At 45.0% G+C, this 4,972-nt stretch carries 3 protein-coding genes; all 3 read right to left on the bottom strand.

The window, feature by feature from the left end; translation table 11 throughout:
* Window positions 1-87: 87 nt before the first annotated feature.
* The 3 genes from V7Z64_RS11710 to V7Z64_RS11700 all read right to left on the bottom strand — a co-directional run bounded on the left by V7Z64_RS11710 (window position 88) and on the right by V7Z64_RS11700 (window position 4,769).
* Window positions 88-825, bottom strand: a complete 738-nt coding sequence (locus V7Z64_RS11710; protein WP_297991209.1) for an S-layer homology domain-containing protein — start codon at window positions 823-825, stop codon at window positions 88-90.
* A 13-nt stretch (window positions 826-838) separates the two neighbouring features.
* Entirely contained in the window at window positions 839-2,281 is a 1,443-nt protein-coding gene (locus V7Z64_RS11705) for an N-acetylmuramoyl-L-alanine amidase (RefSeq protein WP_297991207.1), read from the bottom strand.
* Between the two features lie 262 nt (window positions 2,282-2,543).
* A complete protein-coding gene (locus V7Z64_RS11700) occupies window positions 2,544-4,769 on the bottom strand; it encodes a S8 family peptidase (RefSeq protein WP_297991205.1) in 2,226 nt (741 codons plus the stop codon).
* Between the last annotated feature and the right edge of the window lie 203 nt (window positions 4,770-4,972).

Below are 4,972 nucleotides of genomic sequence, written 5' to 3'. Positions count from 1 at the left end.
AAAGGGTTCACATACGATCAAATTTTGAAATATTATTATAAAGGTATTGAAGTGAAAAAAATCAAATAGGCTGTGCATATGCACAGCCTATTTGATTTGCAGCGCCCGATCCATAAATGTCGCAAAATGGGCACGGGTCGTTGGTTGTTCTGGGAAAAAGTATCCGTTGCTCCCTTGTGCGATACCTTGTTGGGAAATGATGCGAATTTCTAACACCCCTTGCGTTCTTTCGTTCACATCTTTATATCCTGCATACGGCGCGGATGTTGCTTGCAATCGAAAGGCTCGTTGAATAATCATCGCCATATGTTGCCGCTTCATCGATTCTTGCGGGGCAAATCGATTGTTTGGATATCCGCCGACGAAGCCCGCTTCGTATGCGGTCATAATTTCGCGCGCAAACGGATGAGAGTTTGGCACATCCGTAAAAATAGACGGTTTTGTTGATAATGGCAGTTGAAACGCGCGAACGAGCATCGCGGCAGCTTGCGCGCGCGTAATCACTTGATTTGGAGCAAATAAGCCGTTTCCGACACCGCCAACAATATTTTGATGATATAAACGAACAACAGGAACATACGCCCAATGGCCGATCGGTACGTCTTTAAACACTTGCGGAGAATCGGCAGCTACTTTTATTTTAGCTAACTCCTGCTCCAATTGTTTCATTTTGTCATCGATTTGATTCATACGGCTATTTGTATCTGCTAACTGCTGCTCCGTCCATGGCGCCGTCGCAATTTCCTGCTCTTCGCTTGCTCCAGCATGCTCTTGCTCGCATGCCGCAAGGAAAAGCAAACTAATGAAAACAATCCATCTTTTCAAAACATCACCCCCATTATTGAGACGTATAGTATTTCACAATTCCTTGATAAATCGCTTCCGCGTATATGTTTTGATATTCAGCTGATGTCAATTTGGCACGATCTTCAGCATTTGAAATAAATCCTAGCTCCACGAGCACACTCGTCACCGTGTTGTTGCGTAAAACGTATAATCCGCTATTTTTCACTCCGCGGTCCACCATATTTGCCATGCGCACAATTTCTTCTTGAATATATTGTGCTAGCTTTTTACTTTCTTCACCGTTCGGATTTGTCGATGAATCATAATATACTTCCGCTCCTTTGGCGCTCGTGTTCGTCGCTGAATTTGTATGAATGCTAACAAACATTTCGGCATAGTTGTTTTTCGCAATATCAACGCGATCTTGCAACGTCGGATACACGTCTGTTTCACGCGTCATAACGACCGTTGCTCCCGCTTTTTCAAGCTTTTCTTTTAACAATTTCGCCACTTCAAGCACGATTGTTTTTTCGTTCGCTCCCCCGCTCATTGCACCGGGATCTTTTCCACCATGTCCTGCATCAACAACGATAATCCGCCCTTTCACTGGAGAGCCTGCTACATTTCGCAATTTTACATACGTTTTATGCACGTAAGCAAATTGACCATTATAAACGATTTTTGCCCAATAGCCATTTATATCGTACACATCGACAACTTGTCCTTTTCTTAATGTTCCGACAAGCGTTCCTGTCGCAGACGGCGTTTGTCGGACGTTGAGGGTTGCAGTCGTCACTATACCTTGAATATTCGTTTTTCCTTGCTCGATTAAATCCGGTAGCGGCAAGCGGAATTGATCGTTCATTGTCCGCGCTAACAACGTAGCAAATTCTGCGCGCGAAATGGCATCTTTCGGGAAAAACTGACCGTCCCTTCCGTTCGCAATGCCGTGGTAATATAAACGATTAATATGCGCTAACGCCCAATGTCCTGCTGTATCCTTAAACACCGCAGCAGATTCAACGGCAGCCCCTTTACTCGGCAAAGAAAAAGCGTTGACTAACACGATGCTCATTTCTGCACGGGACAATCCGTCGTTCGGACGAAAATTCCCCGTCCCGTCTCCACTCATAATGCCCATTTGCACTGCGCGTGCAATCCAGCCGCGTGCCCAATGATTCGGAGGAATATCTTGAAACGATAGCGTTCCTTCTTTCCACTCCGTTTGACCAAGAGCGCTCACGATCATTTTTGCGGCTTCTGCCCGTGTGACCGCTTGTGCCGGTCGAAACTCGAACGTTTGTCCAACTTGATAACCGTCAATAATCCGCTCATTCACTAAAAAATCAATTTCATTTGTTGCCCAGTGGCTCTCTTCGACATCGACAAATCGTCCCCCTTGCTTCGTTTCCGTATTTGCCCAACTATATGGCACGACAGAAAAAAAAGCAAGAAAAACGATGAAAAGACAATATACGTGACGTTTCCCCAGCATGTTCTTCTCCCTTTCGACAATTTTCTATCATTAAGCATAACAAACAATCCTAACCTTTTCCATACCCGATTAAGCATATTTTCTTTTCGACAAACGCGTCGATCTTTTTTCGACAAATATCGACATGAAGCGACAAAATTATACAGCAAAGTTATTATTTTTGTGTTGATTTTTTTAAAGAAAAAAGGCTATACTTACTTATGCGATAAGGTTTTGGTTGCTAAGTCAGCCTCCCCGCCAATTGGAAGTGGCGGGGCTTTTTTTATGCTGATTTTGTCGATTTTTGTCGAATAAATTCAGCAGTGCGGATAAGTATGGCACACATTTCTGCCCTCGTGATCGGATCGTTCGGCCGGAAAAAAGCATGTTTTGCAATGAATCCTCGTTCCGCTAACAATTGCACGGCAAGCCACACATCTCGTTGCGTCACATCTTGGAATGGATAAACAGAACGAATCGGCTCATTATCGAGTTGCAATGCACGCGTAAGCAATAGGGCAAGCTGTCCACGCGTCAACGGTTCATCTAAACGTGCGCGTCCCCCACTTCCTTTTACTACTCCTTTTTCTGCCGCTGTCACGACCGCTAGCGCATCTGTTGATGTGAGCGGCACGTCAACAAAAGGAGAATGTAATATAGACGGCGACTCCCAGCCAAATAAGCGATACAGCATAACGATACTTTGTCGACGAGTGAGAGAGACGTGTGGACGAAACGTACCGTCCGCATATCCGCGTATCATTCCTCGTTGCTGTGCTTGTATAATCGCATCATATGCCCAATGCGTTTTGTTCACATCGGAAAACGATGTCGCATGAATCGGGACGAGGCGAACGTCAGAGACGACAACCTGCTTTTGATCGTCTGTGATCACGACGGCGATATCCCCTTGTTGTTGCGCTATATCAAACAAGCGAAACGACATCATGTCCTGATCGACAAGAAACGAATGCACGAGCTTTCCGTTCACAAACATATGGCCATTCATACCAATAAACTGAGGAGACACACCAAGTACATACGTCTCATTCCTTTTTAACGGCTGCCCCGGCTGCACATTGAGCCAGTCGATACCCGATGGGGTGGATGAAGCGATTGCCTGTTGCCATTGAATCATGCCATATCCTGTATATATATCATATCCTCGCCAATGTACATCTTTTGCTGTTTTCCATAAACGTTTGCGAAGTTGAAGCGCATCTTCTTCTGGGTATGTCGCACGCAGTACAGCCAACAGAGCCGACACGTGCGGCGCTGCCATCGACGTGCCGCGCATCGTACGATAGCCAGATATATAAGTGCTCCATAAAAAATCTCCCGGAGCGCTAATATCTGCTTCCCAACCGTAGTTTGAAATAGAAAGAGGAGCTTGTTGCCGATTAGTCGCTGCTACAGTAATCACCCCTAGATAGCTAGCAGGGTAAACGTTTGTTGTTGCCATATGGCTATTGCCAGCTGCCGCAACGACATGCACACCTTTTTTCACCGCTTCTGCAATGACCGAGCGAAGCACTTCCGTCTCACCTTGTCCAGCCAAACTTAAATTGATGACAGAAGCACCGTGATCGAGCGCATATTTTACCCCTTTTGCAATGTCAAAATCACCGCCTACGCCATAGCGATCTAACACTTTAATTGGCAAAATATCAATCGGAGCATCTCCAAGAAGCCCAGTGATTCCTTTCCCATTGTTCCCTACCGCAGCTAAAATGCCCGTTACATGCGTTCCGTGACCGAACGTATCTTCCGCATAACGTTTTTTTTCTGCATAATCGACGCTTAAACTATATAGGATGTGATCGCCAACATCTTCATGAAGCACAACGCCTGAATCAATGACGGCAACGACGACGTGATTGACCGCCTTCATTTGTATGATGCGCGGCACCTGCTGCCAATCGGATGCGATCACATACAAATGAATCGTCGGCGAGAAGCGAGGGATAAGCACATCGAGCCGTTGAAGTTCCCCTTCGTTTTCACCTAATATCTCTCCGTTACTATCTTTCACTTCTAACCGCCACGGCCCTTCCACATGATCGAGCGTCACAGATATTCGCGTCACACGCTCCTCCCCCATTGTAAACACGATATGTTCACCATTCACTGCTTCGCCGCGATACGTCTCCATCCGTCCATCAACATTCATCAGCTTACCGATGAAGTGATTTGTCGAAGTGAGCGAAGGGAATGTCCAACGAATGGCAGGAAGCGACCATTGTTCAACAAACAACGGATCATTTGTCGCGGCACGCTTGCGGTCATTTTTTTCTATTCGAACAACAAACGGCAAGTGCGAGACGTGTTCACGCTCTTCTTCTGTCATCATCACCTTCGCAAACGTTCCCATCACATCTAGCACGTCGACATTTACATATTTCATGTCCGACTCGTTGCGAACTTGAATAATCCATTCCTCTTTCTCACTCGCTTGTACAGGGGCGGAAAATAAAAAATAAACGATACATAACCAAAACCACTTTTTCACAACATCCCTCCTCCTATTTTCATTGTATCGTGCAAAAAACGACGTGAATAGACAAAAATCGTGACGATCTTGGAATGACATACAATTTAAACAAAAAAATAATTTTTTTACATTTTCATAGCAAAACATACATATCGTTTTGTTATAATTTAATAGAATCATAATAAAATAGGGGAGGAAGAAAGATGAAGCAAGCAAAAAAA

The organism is Anoxybacillus sp. (genome assembly GCF_036834105.1).
Classification (GTDB): Bacteria; Bacillota; Bacilli; order Bacillales; family Anoxybacillaceae; genus Anoxybacillus.
The sequence above is the reverse complement of the archived record's forward strand: the minus strand, read 5'-3'. Positions and strand labels throughout refer to the sequence as shown.